20 protein-coding genes are annotated in these 19,925 nt (G+C 50.7%); 9 read left to right on the top strand and 11 right to left on the bottom strand.

The genetic code is table 11. The features are described from left to right. Positions 1-2: 2 nt before the first annotated feature. From SK38_RS04120 to mntP, 3 genes are all read left to right on the top strand, one after another. On the top strand, positions 3-854 hold the full coding sequence (locus SK38_RS04120) for a PTS mannose transporter subunit IID (RefSeq protein WP_003833769.1): 852 nt from the start codon (positions 3-5) through the stop codon (positions 852-854). Positions 855-914: 60 nt separating this feature from the next. Further along, positions 915-1,373 (top strand): DUF986 family protein, encoded by a 459-nt coding sequence (locus SK38_RS04115; RefSeq protein ID WP_032943762.1) that lies wholly within the window; start codon positions 915-917, stop codon positions 1,371-1,373. A 433-nt stretch (positions 1,374-1,806) separates the two neighbouring features. Continuing rightward, a complete protein-coding gene (gene mntP, locus SK38_RS04110; protein WP_020996621.1) occupies positions 1,807-2,373 on the top strand; it encodes a manganese efflux pump MntP in 567 nt (188 codons plus the stop codon). Here the strand turns inward: mntP and rlmA are convergent. The 6 genes from rlmA to mgrB all read right to left on the bottom strand — a co-directional run bounded on the left by rlmA (position 2,370) and on the right by mgrB (position 6,712). After that, on the bottom strand, positions 2,370-3,179 hold the full coding sequence (rlmA, locus tag SK38_RS04105) for a 23S rRNA (guanine(745)-N(1))-methyltransferase (RefSeq protein ID WP_048235218.1): 810 nt from the start codon (positions 3,177-3,179) through the stop codon (positions 2,370-2,372). The genes mntP and rlmA overlap by 4 nt on opposite strands. Positions 3,180-3,242: 63 nt before the next feature. Beyond that, positions 3,243-4,988, bottom strand: coding sequence for a peptidoglycan glycosyltransferase FtsI (ftsI, locus tag SK38_RS04100; RefSeq protein WP_003833773.1), 1,746 nt, complete (start codon positions 4,986-4,988; stop codon positions 3,243-3,245). Between the two features lie 219 nt (positions 4,989-5,207). Beyond that, entirely contained in the window at positions 5,208-5,417 is a 210-nt protein-coding gene (cspE, locus tag SK38_RS04095) for a transcription antiterminator/RNA stability regulator CspE (RefSeq protein ID WP_001062678.1), read from the bottom strand. A 12-nt stretch (positions 5,418-5,429) separates the two neighbouring features. Next, complete coding sequence (locus SK38_RS23585) at positions 5,430-5,573, bottom strand: DUF2627 domain-containing protein (RefSeq protein WP_003034983.1); 144 nt, start codon at positions 5,571-5,573, stop codon at positions 5,430-5,432. A 636-nt stretch (positions 5,574-6,209) separates the two neighbouring features. Further along, entirely contained in the window at positions 6,210-6,494 is a 285-nt protein-coding gene (locus SK38_RS04090; protein WP_003833774.1) for a YebO family protein, read from the bottom strand. A 74-nt stretch (positions 6,495-6,568) separates the two neighbouring features. Next, positions 6,569-6,712 carry a PhoP/PhoQ regulatory lipoprotein MgrB gene (mgrB, locus tag SK38_RS04085; protein WP_003034977.1) on the bottom strand — a complete coding sequence of 48 codons (144 nt, stop codon included), beginning with the start codon at positions 6,710-6,712 and terminating at the stop codon, positions 6,569-6,571. 164 nt (positions 6,713-6,876) lie between these two features. Between mgrB and SK38_RS04080 the strand changes: the two genes are divergently transcribed. After that, on the top strand, positions 6,877-7,116 hold the full coding sequence (locus SK38_RS04080) for a YobH family protein (RefSeq protein ID WP_003034975.1): 240 nt from the start codon (positions 6,877-6,879) through the stop codon (positions 7,114-7,116). A 114-nt stretch (positions 7,117-7,230) separates the two neighbouring features. On the opposite strand, the gene kdgR is transcribed toward SK38_RS04080, so the two are convergent. Further along, positions 7,231-8,022 (bottom strand): DNA-binding transcriptional regulator KdgR, encoded by a 792-nt coding sequence (kdgR, locus tag SK38_RS04075; protein ID WP_003833778.1) that lies wholly within the window; start codon positions 8,020-8,022, stop codon positions 7,231-7,233. A gap of 174 nt (positions 8,023-8,196) precedes the next feature. Between kdgR and SK38_RS04070 the strand changes: the two genes are divergently transcribed. Next, the gene (locus SK38_RS04070; protein WP_048235217.1) at positions 8,197-9,570 is read left to right on the top strand and encodes an MFS transporter; all 1,374 of its coding nucleotides are present in this window, start codon (positions 8,197-8,199) and stop codon (positions 9,568-9,570) included. Between the two features lie 47 nt (positions 9,571-9,617). Here the strand turns inward: SK38_RS04070 and htpX are convergent, their stop codons facing one another. The 4 genes from htpX to SK38_RS04050 form a co-directional block, all read right to left on the bottom strand. Continuing rightward, positions 9,618-10,499 (bottom strand): protease HtpX, encoded by an 882-nt coding sequence (gene htpX, locus SK38_RS04065; RefSeq protein WP_003034964.1) that lies wholly within the window; start codon positions 10,497-10,499, stop codon positions 9,618-9,620. A gap of 192 nt (positions 10,500-10,691) precedes the next feature. Then, positions 10,692-12,740, bottom strand: coding sequence for a carboxy terminal-processing peptidase (prc, locus tag SK38_RS04060; protein WP_048235216.1), 2,049 nt, complete (start codon positions 12,738-12,740; stop codon positions 10,692-10,694). Positions 12,741-12,759: 19 nt separating this feature from the next. Beyond that, positions 12,760-13,446, bottom strand: a complete 687-nt coding sequence (proQ, locus tag SK38_RS04055; protein WP_003833781.1) for an RNA chaperone ProQ — start codon at positions 13,444-13,446, stop codon at positions 12,760-12,762. Positions 13,447-13,542: 96 nt separating this feature from the next. Continuing rightward, positions 13,543-14,040 (bottom strand): GAF domain-containing protein, encoded by a 498-nt coding sequence (locus tag SK38_RS04050; RefSeq protein ID WP_003833782.1) that lies wholly within the window; start codon positions 14,038-14,040, stop codon positions 13,543-13,545. Between the two features lie 128 nt (positions 14,041-14,168). On the opposite strand from SK38_RS04050, the gene yebS reads away from it, so the two are divergent. From yebS to SK38_RS04030, 4 genes are all read left to right on the top strand, one after another. Further along, positions 14,169-15,452: a membrane integrity lipid transport subunit YebS gene (gene yebS, locus SK38_RS04045; protein ID WP_048216185.1), complete on the top strand. Its 1,284-nt coding sequence runs from the start codon at positions 14,169-14,171 to the stop codon at positions 15,450-15,452. Next, positions 15,421-18,054, top strand: a complete 2,634-nt coding sequence (locus SK38_RS04040; RefSeq protein WP_048235215.1) for a PqiB family protein — start codon at positions 15,421-15,423, stop codon at positions 18,052-18,054. The genes yebS and SK38_RS04040 overlap by 32 nt, the downstream gene beginning before the upstream one ends. A gap of 79 nt (positions 18,055-18,133) precedes the next feature. Continuing rightward, positions 18,134-19,555 (top strand): 16S rRNA (cytosine(1407)-C(5))-methyltransferase RsmF, encoded by a 1,422-nt coding sequence (gene rsmF, locus SK38_RS04035; protein ID WP_071992550.1) that lies wholly within the window; start codon positions 18,134-18,136, stop codon positions 19,553-19,555. Positions 19,556-19,655: 100 nt separating this feature from the next. Continuing rightward, on the top strand, positions 19,656-19,892 hold the full coding sequence (locus tag SK38_RS04030; RefSeq protein WP_029139506.1) for a YebV family protein: 237 nt from the start codon (positions 19,656-19,658) through the stop codon (positions 19,890-19,892). The last annotated feature ends 33 nt before the right edge of the window (positions 19,893-19,925 follow it).

The raw sequence follows: 19,925 nt of genomic DNA, 5'->3' as shown, positions 1-19,925 counted from the left end.
AAATGGTTGATATGACTAAAACTACCACCGAGAAAAAACTCACTCCGAGTGACATTCGTGGCGTGTTCATTCGTTCTAACCTGTTTCAGGGTTCATGGAACTTCGAACGTATGCAGGCGCTGGGTTTCTGTTTCTCCATGGTACCGGCTATCCGCCGCTTGTACCCGGAAAACAACGATGCACGTAAGCAAGCGATTAAGCGTCACCTGGAATTCTTTAACACCCATCCATACGTAGCGGCTCCAGTACTGGGCGTTACGCTGGCAATGGAAGAACAGCGTGCAAACGGCGCAGAGATTGACGATGGTGCCATCAACGGTATCAAAGTTGGTCTGATGGGTCCGCTGGCAGGCGTCGGTGACCCGATCTTCTGGGGTACCGTACGTCCGGTCTTCGCCGCACTCGGCGCAGGTATTGCGATGAGCGGCAGCCTGCTGGGGCCACTGCTGTTCTTCATCCTGTTTAACCTGGTTCGTCTGGCAACCCGTTATTACGGTGTGGCATATGGCTACCGTAAAGGTGTCGATATCGTTAAAGATATGGGCGGCGGCTTCCTGCAGAAACTGACCGAGGGGGCGTCAATCCTCGGCCTGTTTGTCATGGGAGCATTGGTTAACAAGTGGACGCACGTAAACATCCCGCTGGTGGTTTCCACTATCACCGGTCAGGATGGTCAGACTCGTGTTACCACCGTGCAGACTATCCTTGACCAGCTGATGCCGGGTCTGGTTCCTCTGCTGCTGACATTCGCCTGTATGTGGCTGCTGCGTAAGAAAGTGAACCCGCTGTGGATCATCGTTGGCTTCTTCGTCATCGGTATCGCGGGCTACGCTGTCGGACTGCTCGGCCTGTAAGACTGTTGTACATCACCGGGGGCTTGCCCCCGGTTTTTCTATTTAGAGGGTTGAGGATTCATGACTATCACGGACCTGGTGCTGGTTCTATTTATCTTTTCGCTGCTGGCGTATGCCATTTACGATCAGTTCATCATGCCCCGCCGTAATGGCCCTACTCTGCTTACTGTCTCCCTGCTTCCCCGCAGCAGAGTTGACAGCGTTATCTTCCTTGGCTTGGTCGCTATTCTTATCTACAACAACATCACCAGCCACGGCGCGCAATTTACCACATGGTTATTATGTGCACTGGTATTGATGGGGTTGTATCTGTTCTGGATCCGTACGCCAAAAATCATCTTCAAGCAGAAAGGTTTTTTCTTCGCCAACGTCTGGATTGAATATAACCGCATTAAAGAGATGAATTTATCTGAAGACGGTGTATTAGTGATGCAATTAGAACATCGAAGATTGTTGATCCGCGTACGAAATATAGACGATCTTGAGAAGATATATAAACTTTTAATTTCAAATCAATAGCTTATAAATATAGCCTGAACTATGTTTTTTATATATCAGTATAAAAACCAACATAGCCAAGGCTATATTTAACTGTCCACAATGTTATTTATTTTAACGTTTTATTTATAAATAAATCTAAATGAAAATCGTTTTCAATTAGAAGTCAAATATTATTTCTGCGTTTCTTGTTTTATATTCTCAAAATATGTTAAGGTTGCGCCCGTCGTTGGGGAGTAGCCGATTTCCAGACTCCGGAAATGTACGTGTCAACATACTCGTTGAAAAACGTGGCGCGTACGGACTGAATTTACAGGTTCAGTCAGGCGAGACCATAGGCACATCAACTGCAATGCATATCTGAATGGCGCTGTATTTACAGTGATTCCGGCCTGTATGCATGGTTACTGGGGGCAGTGATGTGTTTTATGGATACCCCGGTCAGGACGCTGTTATGAATCTCACCGCTACCGTTCTTCTCGCTTTTGGCATGTCGATGGATGCTTTCGCTGCATCAATTGGCAAAGGTGCCACCCTGCATAAACCCAAATTTTCTGAAGCATTGCGCACAGGTCTGATATTCGGCGCAGTTGAAACGCTTACGCCGCTGATTGGTTGGGGCATGGGTATGTTGGCCAGCAAATTCGTGCTGGAGTGGAACCACTGGATCGCCTTCATTCTGCTGATCTTTTTAGGCGGGCGAATGATAATCGAAGGTTTTCGCGATAACGGTGATGAGGATGAAGAACCGCAGCGCCGTCATGGTTTCTGGCTGCTGGTTACCACCGCCATTGCCACCAGTCTCGACGCAATGGCCGTCGGGGTGGGTCTGGCTTTCCTGCAGGTCAATATTATTGCCACTGCGCTGGCCATCGGCTGCGCCACATTGATTATGTCCACGCTCGGCATGATGATTGGTCGTTTCATTGGCCCGATGCTGGGCAAACGAGCAGAAATTTTGGGTGGGGTGGTGCTGATTGGTATCGGTGCCCAGATCCTCTGGGCACACTTCCACGGTTAATTCAGACGCTGCCAGACATGAATACTAAAGTCGGTCTGGCAGTCAAACGTCGTTTTCTCCGCTAACGTTTCCCACACCTCCGGCTTTGCCCGCCAGGCGAACGGCGTCATTTGCAGTAACGCAACGGCCTCGCTGCCCTGAAGCTGCATCTGATACCCCAGCGCAATACTCTGTTGCAGAACAAAACCGTCCAGTTGCTCTGTGTGCGGCGCATGCAAACGCACCTCATCATAAATAAGCCCTTTCAGTTCCATTAAATGACGCGGTCCCGGCGTGGCGGTGATAACCCATCCCCCCGGTTTAACCACGCGTGCCAGCTCTTGCGCTTTACAGGGCGCGTAGATCCTGATGATGGCATCCATTGACTCATCTGCGAACGGCAGACGATGGCTGGAGGCAACGCAAAAGGTCACCTGCGGATAGCGTCTGGCTGCAGCTTTAATTGCCACTTTGGAGACGTCAAGACCAAAGGTTGTACAACCCGTCAGCGCGTCGGCAAACGCATGGGTGTAATACCCTTCCCCACAGCCAATATCCAGGATTGCTGCATCTTCTGAAGTCGACTTCTCTTTCAGCACATTCACAATCGCATCACGCAACGGTTGATAGTGCCCGGCATCAAGAAATGCCCGTCGCGCCTGCATCATCTCAGCGCTGTCACCCGGATCGCGCGATCGTTTATGCTGAACCGGCAGTAAGTTGACATACCCTTCTTTCGCCACGTCAAACTGGTGCCGCCCGGGGCAGACAAAACTGTTATTCGCTTGAGTAAGAGGCTGGTGGCAAAGAGGACAGGAAAACGACATGACAACTCCGGCAGGTGACTTAAGGGCGCAAGTGTAACGCGAATTGCGCCCTGGGAAAATAACTTACAACGACGGCGAGGATACGTTGCTGCCGTGCATCACCAGCAGATGATCGGAGTCAGCAGGCATACCATCCGGTTTAACGTTCTCCAGACGCAGGACATCACCCATTATCTGGCTGAAGACAGGCGCAGAGACAGCCCCACCATAATAAGCACCGTTTTGCGGATTATTGATGACGACCACCAGTGCAAATTTCGGGTCGCTCGCTGGCGCAACGCCTGCCGTGTAGGCCACGTATTTATCGACATACTTACCGTCATCACCAATTTTCTTTGCCGTTCCTGTTTTAACCGCCACGCGATAATCCCTGACCGCGGCTTTAGTTCCCCCACCACCGGGTAACGCAACGCTTTCCATCATATGTTCAACCTGGTGAACCAGCGCCTCCGGCATCACTCGGGTACCGATTACCGGCGGGTCAATACGGGTAATCGAAAGGGGCCGATAGATACCAAAACTACCAATGGTTGCATATACGTGCGCCAACTGCAGCGGCGTTACCATTAACCCATAACCAAATGCAAAGGTCGCGCGATCCAAATCGCTCCAATAGCGGCGCTGAGGCATCAAACCGCTGCTTTCACCGGTTAATCCCAGTCCGGTTGGATCGCCAAAACCAAAGCTTTTATAGGTATCCAGCAATTTTTGGACAGGCATAGCCAATGAAAGGTGCGACACGCCGGTATCGCTCGATTTCTGTAAAATCCCGGTCAGCGACAGTTCCGGGTAAAATCCGACGTCGCGAATACGATGCCCATCAAGGTAAAAAGGATGGGTATCAATCACGCTGTCGGGTTGTACTATCCCCTGCTGGAGTGCAGTCATAATCACCAGCGGTTTAACGGTTGAACCGGGTTCAAACGTATCGCTAATTGCACGGTTACGAAAATCATCCAGTACCGCGCCATCACGATTATTGGGGTTGAAGTCAGGAAAGCTCGCCATGGACAGTATTTCACCGGTAGCAATGTTGACCAGCACTGCGGCTCCTGATTCTGCTTTATTCCACGTAACGGCATTGTCCAACGCATCTTCGGTGACCGTCTGCAGACGCTCATCGATGCTGAGCTGTAATTCGTGTGCAGGTACAGGCGTAACTTCGGTGATATTCTCAATGACATGGCCAAATTTGTCTTTACGTACCAGACGGGAGCCAGGTTTACCCATCAGCTGGTTATTAAAGCTCTTTTCCAGCCCTTCAATGCCTTGTCCATCAATGTTGGTAAAACCAATGAGATTCGCCGCTACGTGGCCTGCGGGATAGAACCGGCGGGATTCCTCGCGCAGGTTGATGCCCGGGAGATTAAGATCATCGACCCACTCAGCCTGCTGAGGGGAAATTTGTCGTGCCAGATAAATAAAACGTCCGCCAGGATTACTGTTAACGCGTTCCGCCAGCGTACTCAGTGACAAATGCAGAGTCCTTGCCAGAGCCTGCCAGCGTTCGTTGTAACCCACGCCTCCCTTGCTGATGATGGTCTTAGGATCGGCCCATACGGCGTTAACCGGAACACTTACCGCCAGCGGTCGCCCTTCTCTGTCGGTAATCATCCCGCGCGGCGAGGCAATAGTTACCTCACGTAACGAACGCATGTCTTCCTGTTTCACCAGACTCGTCGGCGTGACAATTTGCAGCCACGCAACCCGACCCAGCAGCAATCCCAGACTCAATAATATTGCCACACAAAGCAGGGCAAAACGTACGGGAGTAAAATTGCGCGCGTCGCCGTCGTTTTTCTTTTTCACCTGGTCTCCAGCAAGATAGTTTTTCAGGTGTCTGATTTAACGAGAAATGTCGTAAGAAAGCGGGGAAAACTATGCTACGAACATCACGCCTTTGCAACAAAGCGCTAATGGAAGGGCATTTAGAAATATTTAGACGTATTTTGAATTAAAAAGCCCCGCATAGGCGAGGCTTTATATCTGAGATGGTTGCGCATATGCGCTTCAAATCAGTGGTGTCGATCAGATAGCTGTTACGTTAACAGCAGCCGGACCTTTCTGGCCGTCCTGAATTTCGAACTCAACGTTCTGGCCTTCAGCCAGAGTTTTGAAGCCGTTACCCTGGATAGCGGAGAAGTGTACGAACACGTCTTTGCTGCCATCAGCCGGAGTAATGAAACCAAAACCTTTAGACTCGTTGAACCACTTAACTTGACCTTTAATCTTTGCCATTTGCAAAATTCCTTAGAGTATTTTCTTCGCCCGCAGGCATAACATAGATAAAACTGAGACATTACTGCTTGAGGCACTAATATAAGGTTCGGCAGAGAAGCGGTATTCAACGTCAACGTGTTTACTCAGGACTTCTTTACTGAAAATGCCACACATAAACAGAACTGTACCTCGTTTAACCCAAAACGTGTTATCACATACAACGTTAATAATGGCAAGCCATTTTTAAACGTGTCTCGATCGGTCGCACAAATCCCGTCGTTCATCAAACAGCAACTGCACAGTTATGCGCCACACCGAGTAGTGTTATATTCCCGCCTCTCGCCCCATCCCCCGCCTGGCTTGCACCATAGCCGGGACATTTCTACCATAGCTCAATAGCTTCGGTTGTTCCAGATTAGCTGTTACAGGGTGTGCCGGATATCATTTTTTATGCTTAGTAATGCATAAAATGTCACAAGCGTAAAAATGAGATCCGCCTTCTGCTTTTGCACCAAAATAATGAAAGAATGATGACAATGCACAAAAAAAGTAAGAGAAACGTTTCGCTGTTAATAAAACGATCGCTATCACAAAAATGACATAATCATATTTTTATCGTATGGGAAATTATATTTATATCAGACCGGGGATAAGATATTAATTGGTTGGAGCATCTGAAAATACTGAGTTTACACGCGTATCAGAGTGCTAATTACACGACATATACAGAAGAAAATAATCTGGCACGTTGGTGACAGGATGAAACATCTGAGAACAAAAGCAACAGATCCTCACCCTGTCATACCGTTTTTACCGCTCAGCTACCAGGCGGATGATGTCATCATCTTCATCCTTCGCTGTGACCGCAGCAGGCTCTGCTGCTTTTTCAGGTTCGTTAGCTTCGCAAAGGCGACGGAGCAATGCGTTCTGTCTTTTTTGCTGATCTAACAATGCTTCAAGCAGCTCAATCTGCTCATTAGTACGCGAACTTGCCCGATTGACGAAAAACCACAGTACAAGCCCGACAACCAGAATCACCACCGATACAGCCAAAGACGCCAAACTCAACGCGCCAGAATTCAAAACTTCGTTCATTTCACCACCTCAATGTAGACAGCGTAGTTTACCACTGCCGCACAAGAAGGTAATCAACTGTGGCAAAAATGCGCTTACCAGGGAATAAATTTATTGATGGCACAAATACCGCTGAAAAATTGTACATCCTGATCGCACATGATGTTGAACACTTGCGCCCACATCAGTATGCATACCAGCACGACAACTATCAGCACTACCCAGCGAATTTTTTTCACTCCAGCTCCACTCTTCGAATCTACATCTTATGTCTATAAATTATCATGCGTTACCTAAACCCAGCGTTAACTGTATCGGCATTCAATCTTTTTAGGAATGATTCACTTGTTTCATCCCATGTACAGGCTAATCTAATAATAACGAGAAAAGATAAGAGGTTGTAATGCGTCTGATAATCCGCGCTATTGTGTTGTTAGCTCTGGTTTGGATCGGTTTATTACTGAGCGGCTACGGAATTTTGATTGGAAGTAAGGAGAATGCAGCGGGTCTGGGCTTACAATGCCAATATCTGACCGCCCGCGGAACCAGCACCGCACAATACGTCCACACAAACAGCGGTATCATTGGCCTGTCGGATTGCCCTTTGCTAAGAAAAAGTACGGTCATTATTGATAACGGTTAATATAGCAACAATACATACGCTACGTTATTTGCACCAACTAACGTTATGACTGTTCATAAAAAACCCCAGATACAAAAATACCTGGGGTTTTTAAGTTGACGCTATTACGCCAGATTAGAACGGATAGTCGTTATAACCCATTTGTTCTGAAATTTTACGCGCAGCCGTATGCAGCATCGCCACATACTCGTGCAAACGTTCCTCTGAGAAACGCAGCGTCGGGAATGAAATACTCAAGCCTGCAATCACCACACCGAAACGGTCAAACACCGGCACACCGATGCAGCGCAGACCTTCTTCCTGTTCTTCGTTGTCTTCACCGTAGCCCTGCTCACGGACTTTATCCAGCAGTACCAGCAATTCATCAGTATTGGTAATAGTACGGTCGGTACTGCGTTTGTACTCAATACCATCCAGAATTTGCTTCACTTCATCGCGGTCACGCCATGCCAGCAGAACTTTACCGATAGCCGTGCTGTACAGTGGATTACGGCGACCTACGCGAGAATACATGCGCAGATTGTACATGGAGTCGATTTTATGAATGTAGACGATGCTGTCTTCATCCAGTGCGCCAAGGTGTACTGTCTCTTTGGTCAGGCGCGAAAGTTCGCGCATCTGAATATCAGCGCTACGGATAAGATCGACGTTTTGTAACGCGCGAGCACCCAGCTCGAATAGTTTCAGGGTCAGTGAGTATTTCTCAGACTCCCCTTCTTGTGCCACATAGCCCAGCGTTTTCATGGTCTGCAAAAAGCGATAAACGGTGCTTTTCGACATCATGACGCGTTGCGACAACTCGGTAATACCAATTTCGCGCTCTTCACCGAGCGCCTGCAGGATGCCAAAAACCTTCAGCACGGAAGATACAGAATCGGGTTGTTTATCCAGATCTGCGATTGCCATTTATCACCCCTTTCGAGTGTTTTATAAAAATCAGAACCGGTTTTTATTATAATTTCACGTATCAGCCCTCGCAATCGCTCTTTGCTTACTTAGTTACAAATCTGCGACCTAACGCCTGAATATCAATGCTAAAATTATTATTCTCATCATAAATTCCGACAATATTGACTTCCTATGGAAAAAACTCAGACCGATGGTCTGCCATTGCCCCAGCGATATGGCGCAATTTTAACCATTGTTATTGGCATCTCTATGGCAGTACTCGACGGCGCAATAGCGAACGTTGCCCTCCCCACTATCGCCACCGATCTTCAGGCCTCACCCGCCAGCTCAATCTGGATTGTGAACGCCTACCAAATTGCGATCGTTGTTTCGCTGTTATCGCTCTCTTTTTTAGGTGATATGTTTGGCTACCGACGCATTTATAAGTGTGGTCTGGTCGTGTTTCTGTTGGCGTCGCTGTTTTGTGCCTTGTCAGACTCGCTGCATATGCTGACGTTAGCGCGCGTGGCTCAGGGGTTTGGCGGCGCGGCGCTGATGAGCGTTAATACGGCATTGATCCGACTCATTTATCCTCAGCGCCAGCTTGGCCGCGGAATGGGTATTAACTCCTTTATCGTGGCTGTATCCTCGGCAGCGGGTCCGACTATTGCGGCGGCTATTCTTTCTATTGCCTCGTGGAAATGGCTATTCCTGATTAACGTTCCACTGGGGCTCATCGCCCTGCTACTGGCTATGCGTTTTTTGCCACCCAATTCATCACGTAGCAATAAACCGCGCTTCGATCTGCCCAGCGCAGTGATGAACGCCTTAACATTCGGTTTGTTAATCACGGCACTCAGCGGATTTGCGCAGGGACAGTCGCTAAAACTGATTGGTGCTGAACTTGTGGGGCTTCTCGTGGTAGGGTTTTTCTTTATCCGCCGCCAACTCGCATTGCCAGTACCGTTACTACCGGTTGATCTGCTGCGCATTCCGCTGTTTTCACTCTCTATTTGTACTTCAATCTGTTCATTCAGCGCACAGATGCTGGCGATGGTTTCTCTCCCATTTTTCATGCAAACGGTTCTCGGGCGCAGCGAGGTTGAAACGGGCCTGCTGCTGACGCCGTGGCCACTGGCAACCATGGTGATGGCCCCACTGGCAGGATATTTGATTGAACGTGTTCATGCGGGTCTGCTGGGCGCGCTGGGCATGGCAGTAATGGCGTGTGGGCTGTTTTCGCTGGTGTTGCTGCCCGCATCACCTTCTGATTTTAATATCATCTGGCCAATGATTTTGTGCGGTGCGGGTTTTGGCTTGTTCCAGTCACCGAATAATCACACCATCATCACCTCCGCGCCGCGTGATCGTAGCGGAGGCGCGAGCGGTATGCTTGGAACGGCGCGTTTACTGGGCCAGAGTACCGGGGCCGCACTGGTTGCGCTGATGCTAAATCAGTTTGGCGACAGCGGAACACACGTTTCGCTGATAACAGCGGGTATTCTGGCTTCGCTAGCCGCAATCGTGAGTGGCTTACGTATCACACAACCGCGAGTTCAGGCATAAAAAAAGCGCGTCTGTCGACGCGCTTTTTATTTTAAATCTGCTGCCAATTATTTCAGGTATTCACCGCTGCGCAGCGCTTCAATACGTTTGTCCAACGGCGGGTGAGTCATAAACAGCTCACTCAACGATTTGGATTTACCGTTGATGCAGAATGCCATCATGCTGGTCGCTTCCTGCGGCTCATAGCTGGTTTTCAGGCGCTGTAGCGCGGCGATCATTTTTTCACGACCCACCAGTTTCGCTGAGCCTGCATCCGCATGGAATTCACGATGACGTGAGAACCACATCGTAATAATGCTCGCCAGAATACCAAATACCAACTCCAGTACCGTTGCTACCGCAAAGTAGATTAACGGGTTACCGTTGCTACCCTCTCCCTCATCGCGGTTGCCGCCCATAAACCCAGCGGCAATCTGCGCCAGAATACGTGAGATAAAGATAACGAAAGTGTTCACCACACCCTGAATTAACGTCATGGTAACCATATCGCCATTAGCAATGTGGCTGATCTCATGTGCGATAACCGCTTCGGCTTCATCCGGGCTCATGTTTTGCAACAGGCCAGTACTTACAGCCACCAACGAGGCATCCCGGCGCGCACCGGTAGCAAACGCGTTAATATCTGGCGCATGGTAGATTGCAACCTGCGGCATAGCGATCCCGGCCTGGCGGGCCTGGTTCGCGACTGTATTCATCAGCCAGCGTTCTCTTTCATTGCGAGGCTGTTCGATCACTTCCCCGCCAACGGACTTTAACGCCATCCATTTGGACATCAGCAGCGAAATGAAGGAACCACCAAAACCAAACAGCAGTGCCATGATCAACAAGCCTTGAACGCTGCTTGACTGAATCCCTGTCAGGCTCAATACCAGCCCGAAAACGACCATCACAGCCAGGTTCGTCAGCAGGAAGAGCGCGATTCGCATCATAATATTCTTTTAACCTCAATTTAACAAAACGCACTATGCGATTACCCATATCGTATGGGTCTTATGACTATTTTCAAGCATCCATAGGTGCTAAGTCACCAGAAAGACACAACTTTACATTTTATCGTATCAGACTGACGTCTTCATGCACTTGTTAAAAAAACAGGCACAATTTCTTGTGCCTGTTCGAGGTTATTGACTGGTTGCGGGCTGTTCCGCTGGCTTTTCTTTTTCAAGATGCGCCAGGTCGAGCGCGATTTTTACCGTTTCATCCAGGTATGGATCCGGTTCCTGGTAATCCTTCGGTAGATCGTCCAGTTTCTTCAGCAGCGGTTTGCCTTCACGCTTGAACCGATCGTTAATACGCGCCAGACGCATTGCGTCATCTTCGTTATTCTCTTTTTCACGCTGAGCGTAATTCAGAGAAGCGATGTTGCGCTTATCCTTCATCGCATTGAAACGCGCAATGTCCTTCATGATGTACTGGAACTCAGGATCGTTCGCAATACGTGCATTGTGCTCTTTCAGCAATTCAGGTCCGAACGGCGTCAGATTATCTGACTTGGTGTAGGTCGCCGCATCAATGCTGTCCCACGGCAGCGCGTTATCTTCAAACTTCTCGCCGGTTTCAGTTTCTTCATTACCTGTCGGCATGATGATATCTGGCGTAACACCCTTACGCTGCGTGCTGCCACCGTTTACGCGGTAGAATTTCTGGATCGTGTACTGAACAGAACCCAGCGCTGGCCATTCCGGACGCAGCATCTGATCGTAAATACGGTTCAGGGAGCGATACTGCTGAACTGTGCCTTTACCGAAGGTTGGTTCACCAACGATCAGCGCTCGGCCATAATCCTGCATTGCCGCAGCGAAAATCTCTGATGCTGAGGCGCTGAAGCGATCGACCAATACCACCAGCGGGCCTTTGTAGTACACAACGCCGTCGGTATCGCTGTCTTCACGCACTTTACCGTTATTGTCACGAACCTGAACCACCGGGCCGGAAGGAATGAACAGACCGGAAAGCGAAACCGCTTCAGTCAGTGCTCCACCGCCGTTGGTACGCAGATCGATGATGATGCTGCTGACGTTCTGTTTTTCCAGTTTCTGCAGCTGGACTTTGACATCATCAGTCAGGCCAACATAGAAACCAGGAATATCCAGTACGCCGACTTTTTCTTTGCCAACGGTTTTCACGGACATTTTAACGGCACGGTCTTCGAGACGGATACGTTCACGCGTTAGCGTCACGGTGCGCGTCTTGGTACCTTTACCGGCAGGCAGAATTTCGAGGCGCACCTTGCTGCCTTTAGGTCCTTTGATCAGTGCTACGACATCATCCAGACGCCAGCCAATCACATCGACCATGCCCTTGCCCGTCTGCCCGACGCCGACAATACGATCGCCAACGCTGATCGCTTTGCTCTTGGCTGCCGGACCACCTGCCACCATGGAGTTAATGACGGTGTAGTCATCATCCATCTGCAGAACCGCGCCAATACCTTCCAAAGACAAGCTCATTTCAGTATTGAACTGCTCGGTATTGCGCGGAGAGAGATAGTTAGTATGCGGGTCGATTTCACGGGCGAACGCTGTCATCGCCAGTGAGAACACATCTTCGCTGTTGGTCTGCGCCAGACGGCGAATCGCAAATTTGTAGCGGCGCGTCAGCGTTTCGCGGATTTCCGCATCGGTTTTACCGGTCAGCTTCAGGCTGAGTTCGTCAAATTTAACCTTGCCGTCCCACAGCGCATTAAGCTCTGCTTCGCTCTTCGGCCACGGCGCTTTGCTTCGGTCGAGGTTAAAGGTGTCGTTACCGGTGAAATCCATTGGACGTGCCAGTACGCTTAATGCGTACTGATAACGTTCAAATCGGCGTTTTTGCGCCAGATTATAGAGATCGTAAAAGACATCCAGCTTGCCGGTGCGCAGTTCATCGCCGAGGACCGTTTTCTTTTTTGCATACTGTTCGATATCGCTCGCCAGCAGCACGTTGTGGCTGTAGTCGAGCAAATTCAAATAGCGGTCAAAAATTTTTGCCGAAAACGCCTGATCCAGATCGAACTGGCGATAGTGTGATCGCGTAAAACGCGACGTCACACGTTCGCTTACCGTCGCATGCTGGGTTTCTTCCTTTAACACGGGGATTTGATCGGCACGCGTGATGTCTTCTACAGCAAGTGCCTGGCCTGCTAATGCAAGCAGACCAGCTAACGCAGTAAGCCTAAAAAAAGTGTTCATGCCAGGCCTGGCCTCCGTTTCAGAACACCAGGTGTTCTGCGCGTACAATCAAAGACATACCCGAATTCAGCTGTACACGGACGCCATCTTTGGTGATTTCTAATACGGTGGCATCCATCGCATTATTTCCTGCTTTCACCTTCAGAGACTGCCCTACCGTCAGTACTGAAATATCAGATACCGGGGTATGCTGTTCTTCGCGAGGAGCACGCGGTGCTTTTGCTGCTGGTTTTTCAGCGCGAGGTTTACGCTCAGCACCTTCTTTACGACGCGGTGCAGGACGCGGCTTACGCTCGCGACGCGGGGCGTCTTCTTTTTCACCGGCGGCAGCGGCCGCTTCGCGTTTTTTCGCCTGTTGCTCTGCGCGTTGCGCCTGAACACGGGCTTTAGCTTCTTCCAGCTGTTTGCGAGCATGTTCAACATGTTGTTCATCCAGCTCACCACAAGGGTTGCCGTCGAGATCAACACGCGTTGCGCCCAATTTAACGCCATACAGATAGCGCCAGCTTGAAGTATAGAGACGTAAGGCAGAACGGAGCTGAGTCTTGCTGAGGTTCATTTCACCCTCAACACGCTCTACCAGATCCTGAAAAATGCCAATTTTCAGTGGGCGCGCTTCGCCTTCCGCACTAAAACACTGCGGGAAGCGTTCGGCCAGAAACGCGATGACTTCTTTACTGCTATTCAACTTAGGTTGATTTTCCATGAAATTTCCTGATTACAACGGACGTAGCCAACAAGCGCAGGCATGAACAGGCGACATTATAATGACGTCATCAGTAATTGCTACGTTATCCGTTGATTATCCTGCGACGCGCGCAAAGAATTTTTTGTAATCCGTCGTTGCAAGCACGGTTTCAAGCTGTGCCACAAGCGTACGCAGACCTTGTTCATCTTCTTCAGTAAAGCGGCCAAATGCCGTGCTATCAATATCCAGCACGCCGATTATCTGATTGTCGACAGCGATCGGCAGGACGATTTCAGCGTTGCTGGCGGCATCACAGGCGATGTGCCCATCAAAAGCATGTACGTCCTCAATACGCTGAACCTGGTTCTGCGCCACTGCGGTACCGCACACACCGCGCCCTACCGGGATCCGCACGCAGGCAATTTTGCCCTGGAAGGGACCAAGCACCAGCGTATCGTCCTCAAGCAGGTAAAAACCGGCCCAATTCACTTCTGCAAGACGCTCGTACAACAATGCGCTGGTATTCGCCAGCGTTGCCAGAAAACTGGTTTCACCTGCCATCAATGCCTGAAAATCACGGTTCAGGTCCGTGTATAGCTCTATTTTGTTCATTATATAATCACTTAGTTGTCTTACTTAAAACTGCAGCCTACTAAAATAAACATTAAATGCGTTAATGCTCAAGATCATTCCCGTCATGAGTTAAGATAACATTACTTCAACAATTTGATTCGCGATACATGGCCTTAACGACACCACGCATCACGCCAACTAAAAAAATAGCCATCAGGTCCATCGGTGAGGCACTACCTCGTGCACATTATCATCGCTGCCCTGAATGTGACCTGATATTTAGCTTGCCTAAAATGCGTTCGCACCAAAGTGCCTTTTGCCCACGCTGCCAGGCAAAAATTCGTGACGGACGCGACTGGTCGTTAACGCGACTGGCGGCAATGGCTTTCACCATGTTGCTGCTGATGCCCTTTGCCTGGGGAGAGCCACTCTTGCACATCTATTTATTAGGCGTGCGCATTGATGCCAATGTGATGCAAGGCATCTGGCAAATGACCCGACAAGGTGATCCCCTCACCGCCTCCTTCGTGCTTTTTTGCGTCGCCGGCGCGCCACTAATTCTCGTGACCTCAATCGCTTATCTGTGGTTTGGTAATATTCTCGGGATGAACCTGCGCCCGGTGCTGCTGATGCTGGAAAGGCTCAAAGAGTGGGTGATGCTCGATATTTACCTGGTGGGTATCGGCGTCGCATCAATCAAGGTTCAGGACTATGCTTTTTTGCAGCCTGGCGTGGGGCTGTTTGCTTTTATTGCGCTGGTGATCCTCAGTATTTTGACGCTGTCACATCTTAACGTTGAGCAGCTTTGGGACCGTTTCTACCCGCAGAGACCGGCTCGTCGGCCCGATGAAAAGCTCCGCGTCTGCCTCGGCTGCCATTTTACAGGTTATCCGGATGCCCGCGGTCGCTGCCCTCGCTGCCATATCCCGTTGCGCTGGCGTAGAAATCAAAGTATCCAAAAGTGTTGGGCGGCACTGCTGGCCTCGATTGTCCTGCTTTTGCCCGCTAACCTGCTGCCCATCTCGATAATTTATGTCAACGGCGGCCGACAGGAAGACACAATCCTGTCAGGCATAATGTCTTTGGCAAACAGTAATGTCGGCGTAGCGGCGATCGTGTTTATCGCCAGTATATTAGTGCCATTCACCAAAGTGATTGTGATGTTTACGTTGCTATTCAGCATCCACTTTAATTGTGAACAAGGGTTACGCACCCGTATAAAACTACTGCGTATGGTGACCTGGATTGGCCGCTGGTCAATGCTCGATCTCTTTGTTATCGCGTTAACCATGTCGCTGATAAATCGCGATCAGATACTTGCTTTTACTATGGGACCGGCTGCGTTTTATTTCGGCGCAGCGGTAATATTGACTATTCTTGCTGTGGAATGGCTGGACAGCCGCTTACTTTGGGATGCACATGAGTCAGGAAACGCCCGCTTCGCAGACTGAAGCGCAGATTAAAACAAAACGCCGTATCTCCCCGTTCTGGCTGCTGCCGTTCATCGCGCTGATGATCGCAGGATGGCTTATCTGGGGAAGCTATGAAGATCGTGGCAATACCGTGACCATCGACTTTATGTCTGCTGACGGCATTGTGCCAGGCCGTACTCCCGTTCGTTATCAGGGCGTTGAAGTGGGCACGGTGCAGGATATCAACCTCAGCAAAGATCTGCGCAAAATTGAAGTCCGCGTCAGCATCAAATCGAGCATGAAAGATGCTCTGCGCAAAGATACCCAGTTCTGGCTGGTCACGCCGAAGGCGTCGCTGGCTGGGGTTTCTGGTCTGGATGCGTTGGTTGGCGGCAACTATATCGGCATGATGCCCGGTACTGGCGAGGCCGAGGATCATTTCGTCGCCCTCGACACCCAGCCCAAGTATCGTCTGGATAATGGCGATTTAATGCTGCATCTGCGCGCCCCTGATCTCGGATCGCTTAATAGCGGTTCACTGGTTTATTTCCGTAAGATTCCGGTGGGCAGGGTCTATGACTACACCATCAACCCGAACCATCAGGGCGTAACCATCGATGTATTGATTGAACGTCGCTTCACCAATCTGGTGAAAAAAGGCAGCCGCTTCTGGAACGTCTCCGGTGTAAATGCGGATGTCAGCCTTAGCGGTGCGAAGGTAAAACTGGAGAGTCTGGCGGCGCTGGTCAACGGTGCCATTGCTTTTGATTCACCCGAAGACTCAAAACCTGCTGCGGCAGACGACACGTTTGGTCTATATCAGGATCTCGCGCACAGCCAGCGTGGAGTAATCGTCAAGCTTGATTTACCCAGCGGAGATGGACTCAAAGCAGGCTCAACATCGCTGATGTATCAAGGATTAGAAGTCGGTCAGCTCACAAAACTGGATTTAAACCCAGGCGGTAAAGTCACCGGCGAAATGACGGTCGATCCCAGCGTCGTAACGCTGCTGCGTGACAACACACGCATTGAGTTACACAGCCCTAAATTATCGTTAAGCGATGTGAATCTCAGTTCGCTGCTAACAGGTAAAACTTTCGAGCTAGTACCTGGCGAAGGCGAGCCGCGTAACCAGTTTGTCGTTATTCCCGCTGAGAAGTCGTTGTTACACGACCCAGGCGTCATGACGTTTACGCTGACCGCGCCGGAGAGTTACGGTATTGATGCTGGCCAGCCGCTAATTCTTCACGGCGTACAGGTCGGTCAGGTGATTGAGCGTACGCTTTCCAGCAAAGGCGTCACATTTACCGTTGCTGTTGAACCACAGCATCGTGACCTGGTGCAGGGTGACAGTAAGTTCGTGGTGAACAGCCGCGTGGATGTCAAAGTCGGACTTGATGGCGTGGAGTTCCTTGGCGCCAGCGCCAGTGAGTGGCTCAGCGGCGGCATTCGTATTTTGCCCGGTACTAAGGGTGAAATGAAAAAAAGCTACCCGCTTTACGCTAACCTGGAGAAAGCGATTGAAAACAGTCTGAGCGATCTGCCAACCACTACGGTCAGCCTGAGCGCCGAAACGCTGCCTGATGTGCAGGCCGGCTCGGTGGTGCTTTACCGCAAATTCGAGGTCGGTGAAGTGATTAGCGTTCGTCCTCGCGCCGATGCGTTTGATATCGATCTGCATATCAAACCGGAATATCGCAACCTGTTGACCAGCAACAGCGTGTTCTGGGCCGAAGGCGGAGCAAAAGTTCAGCTTAACGGCAGCGGATTAACCGTACAGGCATCTCCCCTTTCACGCGCGCTTAAAGGGGCGATTAGCTTCGATAATTTAAGCGGTGCCAGCGCCAGCCAACGTAAAGGCGACAAGCGTATTCTGTATGCTTCGGAAACCGCCGCGCGTGCGGTCGGCGGCCAGATAACGCTGCATGCGTTCGATGCCGGTAAACTCGCTGCAGGCATGCCGATTCGCTACCTGGGAATCGATATCGGACAGATCCAGACGCTTGAGCTGATCACCGCCCGTAACGAAGTTCAGGCAAAAGCGGTTCTGTACCCGGAATATGTACAAACCTTCGCGCGAAGCGGTACCCGTTTCTCCGTGATCACCCCGCAAATTTCGGCAGCGGGCGTGGAGCATCTGGATACAATCCTGCAGCCATATATCAACGTTGAACCAGGACGCGGTAATCCGCGCCGTGATTTTGAGCTGCAGGAAGCCACCATTACCGACTCTCGTTACCTCGATGGTCTGAGTATTGTGGTTGAAGCACCAGAAGCAGGTTCGCTGAATATCGGAACCCCGGTGTTGTTCAGAGGTATTGAAGTGGGGACCGTCACCGGGCTGACGCTGGGCTCGCTTTCCGATCGTGTGATGGTTGCCATGCGCATTAGCCAACGCTATCAGCATCTGGTACGCAACAACTCCGTGTTCTGGCTGGCATCCGGCTACAATCTCGACTTCGGCCTGACCGGCGGTGTCGTGAAGACCGGTACCTTCAATCAGTTCATCCGCGGCGGCATCGCCTTCGCGACTCCACCGGGTACACCGTTGGCTCCGAAAGCGCAGGCAGGTAAACACTTCCTGTTGCTGGAAAGTGAACCTAAAGAGTGGCGTGAATGGGGAACCGCCCTGCCACGTTAACCTCTCCACTTGCTCCGGCGTACGCGCGCCGGAGCACTTATGCTACACTGCGCACCTGTTTTTTTGCCGGTGGTACCAAGTGGCTTATTTTCCCGACGCCTTTCTGACTCAAATGCGTGAAGCAATGCCTTCCACGCTCTCATTCGATGAATTTCTCGCTGCCTGTCAGCGCCCGTTGCGCCGCAGCATTCGCGTCAATACGCTGAAAATCTCCGTTGCCGATTTCCTCGCGCTGACAGCACCTTACAACTGGTCTCTCACTCCGGTTCCCTGGTGTGCTGAAGGCTTTTGGATCGAGCGCGATGATGAAGAGTCAGTGCCGCTCGGCAGCACCGCAGAACATTTAAGTGGCCTGTTTTATATTCAGGAAGCCAGTTCAATGCTGCCAGTCGCAGCACTGTTCGCCGAAGGCAATACCCCGGAACGCGTAATGGATGTTGCGGCAGCCCCCGGCTCCAAAACCACGCAAATTGCCGCAAAAATGAATAATCGAGGCGCCATTCTGGCGAATGAGTTTTCTGCCAGTCGCGTCAAAGTCCTGCATGCCAATATCAGCCGTTGCGGGATAGCCAACGTCGCCCTGACCCATTTTGACGGACGCGTATTTGGCGCTGCGTTGCCGGAATCATTTGATGCCATATTGCTCGACGCACCGTGTTCCGGTGAAGGCGTGGTGCGTAAAGACCCCGATGCGCTAAAAAACTGGTCTGTAGAAAGTAATCTGGAAATTGCCGCAACCCAGCGCGAACTGCTCGACAGCGCCTTCCACGCCCTGCGTCCCGGTGGCACATTGGTTTACTCGACCTGTACGCTTAATCGTGACGAAAATGAAAATATCATGCAGTGGTTGATTGAGACCTACCCTGATGCCGTCGAGTTTTTACCTCTGGGCGATTTATTTCCGCAGGCCGAACGCGCCCTGACGCCGGAAGGATTCCTGCATGTATTCCCGCAGATTTACGATTGCGAAGGTTTCTTCGTTGCGCGTTTACGCAAAACAGCTGCAATCCCTGCACTACCTGCGCCGAAGTATAAAGTCGGTAACTTCCCGTTTAGCCCGCTTAAAGGACGCGAATCTGCGCTTGTCACGCAAGCCGCGAGCGCTTGTGGACTGCAGTGGGAAGATAATTTGCGCCTGTGGCAGCGCGATAAAGAGATCTGGCTGTTCCCGACTGAAATTGAACCTCTGATTGGCAAGGTTCGCTTTTCTCGACTCGGGATCAAACTGGCCGAAACCCACAATAAAGGGTATCGCTGGCAGCATGAGGCCGTTATCGCCCTCGCCGACCCGAACCACAGCCATGCATTCGAACTGACCCTTGCCGAAGCGGAAGAGTGGTATCGCGGTAGAGATGTTTACCCGCAAACCGCACCGACGAGTGACGACGTACTGGTTACGTTCCAGCATCAGCCGATCGGTCTGGCAAAACGCATTGGATCGCGACTGAAGAATAGTTACCCGCGCGATCTTGTCCGGGATGGCAAACTCTTTACGGGATAACGCACGTTTTTACTGGCGCTTTTGCTAACGTTGACTACGCTGAAAAATGGACGGCCTAACTGGTCGTACCACAACCAGCAAATTAACGGAGAGCACGATGATGAAAACCAGTGTGCGCATTGGCGCTTTTGAAATCGACGACGCCGAGTTACATGGCGAATCGCCGGGGGACCGAACGTTAACCATTCCGTGTAAATCCGATCCGGATTTATGTATGCAACTGGATGCCTGGGATGCCGACACCAGCGTCCCGGCCCTGTTGAACGGAGAACATTCAGTACTATTTCGCGAACACTACGATCGTAAGTCAGATGCCTGGATCATGCGCCTTGCCTGATTCAAAAAGAACCCGTCGCCAGACGGGTTATTT

The sequence above is a fragment of the Citrobacter sp. MGH110 genome, from assembly GCF_001037515.1.
GTDB classification, from domain to species: Bacteria; Pseudomonadota; Gammaproteobacteria; order Enterobacterales; family Enterobacteriaceae; genus Citrobacter; species Citrobacter portucalensis.
Note: the sequence above shows the minus strand (reverse complement) of the source record. Positions and strands in the feature narration are given on the sequence as shown.

Bases quoted from the DNA above. Each gene is read 5' to 3' on its own strand.
- SK38_RS04050 (WP_003833782.1), bottom strand. From the start codon at position 14,040: ATGAACAAAATAGAGCTATACACGGACCTGAACCGTGATTTTCAGGCA.
- cspE (WP_001062678.1), bottom strand. From the start codon at position 5,417: ATGGCAAAGATTAAAGGTCAAGTTAAGTGGTTCAACGAGTCTAAAGGT.
- proQ (WP_003833781.1), bottom strand. From the start codon at position 13,446: ATGGAAAATCAACCTAAGTTGAATAGCAGTAAAGAAGTCATCGCGTTT.
- prc (WP_048235216.1), bottom strand. From the start codon at position 12,740: ATGAACACTTTTTTTAGGCTTACTGCGTTAGCTGGTCTGCTTGCATTA.
- SK38_RS04070 (WP_048235217.1), top strand. From the start codon at position 8,197: ATGGAAAAAACTCAGACCGATGGTCTGCCATTGCCCCAGCGATATGGC.
- SK38_RS04080 (WP_003034975.1), top strand. From the start codon at position 6,877: ATGCGTCTGATAATCCGCGCTATTGTGTTGTTAGCTCTGGTTTGGATC.
- SK38_RS04040 (WP_048235215.1), top strand. From the start codon at position 15,421: ATGAGTCAGGAAACGCCCGCTTCGCAGACTGAAGCGCAGATTAAAACA.
- SK38_RS04120 (WP_003833769.1), top strand. From the start codon at position 3: ATGGTTGATATGACTAAAACTACCACCGAGAAAAAACTCACTCCGAGT.
- SK38_RS04115 (WP_032943762.1), top strand. From the start codon at position 915: ATGACTATCACGGACCTGGTGCTGGTTCTATTTATCTTTTCGCTGCTG.
- htpX (WP_003034964.1), bottom strand. From the start codon at position 10,499: ATGATGCGAATCGCGCTCTTCCTGCTGACGAACCTGGCTGTGATGGTC.
- mntP (WP_020996621.1), top strand. From the start codon at position 1,807: ATGAATCTCACCGCTACCGTTCTTCTCGCTTTTGGCATGTCGATGGAT.
- rlmA (WP_048235218.1), bottom strand. From the start codon at position 3,179: ATGTCGTTTTCCTGTCCTCTTTGCCACCAGCCTCTTACTCAAGCGAAT.
- SK38_RS04090 (WP_003833774.1), bottom strand. From the start codon at position 6,494: ATGAACGAAGTTTTGAATTCTGGCGCGTTGAGTTTGGCGTCTTTGGCT.
- yebS (WP_048216185.1), top strand. From the start codon at position 14,169: ATGGCCTTAACGACACCACGCATCACGCCAACTAAAAAAATAGCCATC.
- SK38_RS23585 (WP_003034983.1), bottom strand. From the start codon at position 5,573: ATGTGTGGCATTTTCAGTAAAGAAGTCCTGAGTAAACACGTTGACGTT.
- SK38_RS04030 (WP_029139506.1), top strand. From the start codon at position 19,656: ATGAAAACCAGTGTGCGCATTGGCGCTTTTGAAATCGACGACGCCGAG.
- kdgR (WP_003833778.1), bottom strand. From the start codon at position 8,022: ATGGCAATCGCAGATCTGGATAAACAACCCGATTCTGTATCTTCCGTG.